Origin of the sequence: Mesorhizobium sp. M00.F.Ca.ET.216.01.1.1 (genome assembly GCF_004010325.2) — a bacterium.
GTDB lineage: Bacteria > Pseudomonadota > Alphaproteobacteria > Rhizobiales > Rhizobiaceae > Mesorhizobium.
The window spans coordinates 1-412 of sequence record NZ_SADR02000160.1 but is presented as its reverse complement, the minus strand read 5'-3'; the positions used below and the strand labels follow the sequence as shown (position 1 = coordinate 412).

Below are 412 nucleotides of genomic sequence, written 5' to 3'. Positions count from 1 at the left end.
GCGGCAATCATGGAAGGCGGATCTGCGGATCGGGTCCGTCCAGCTGGAATTGTTCTCCTTCCCTGCGCCAGCGACGAGGCCGTCCCATCCAGAGGCGACAGGCCTCAGGCATCTGGCATTCGCCGTCGCGAATCTTGACCCCGTAATTATGCGCCTGGAAGCCGCCGGCGTTGCCGTCGAGCCAATCCGGATCGACCCATATACAGACCAACGGTTTACCTTTTTCCGCGACCCGGATGGGTTGCCGCTGGAACTCTACGAAGCCCCGTAAGGAACGGCTTGTCGCTTTCGCGCGACGACGATCACGCCACGCGCTCGATCCGCCGAGAGAGTATCATCAGCAATATCTGAGCACGCGGCAGGCGAACCATGACATGTGGCACCCGCCTCAAGGCCTGCACGCGTTTCTTCG

The 412-nt window shown here is 61.4% G+C and carries 1 protein-coding gene; it reads left to right on the top strand.

All coding sequences use genetic code 11. The features are described from left to right. The coding region (locus EN859_RS35540; protein WP_135913629.1) for a VOC family protein at positions 1–271 on the top strand (271 nt) is incomplete at its 5' end. Between the last annotated feature and the right edge of the window lie 141 nt (positions 272–412).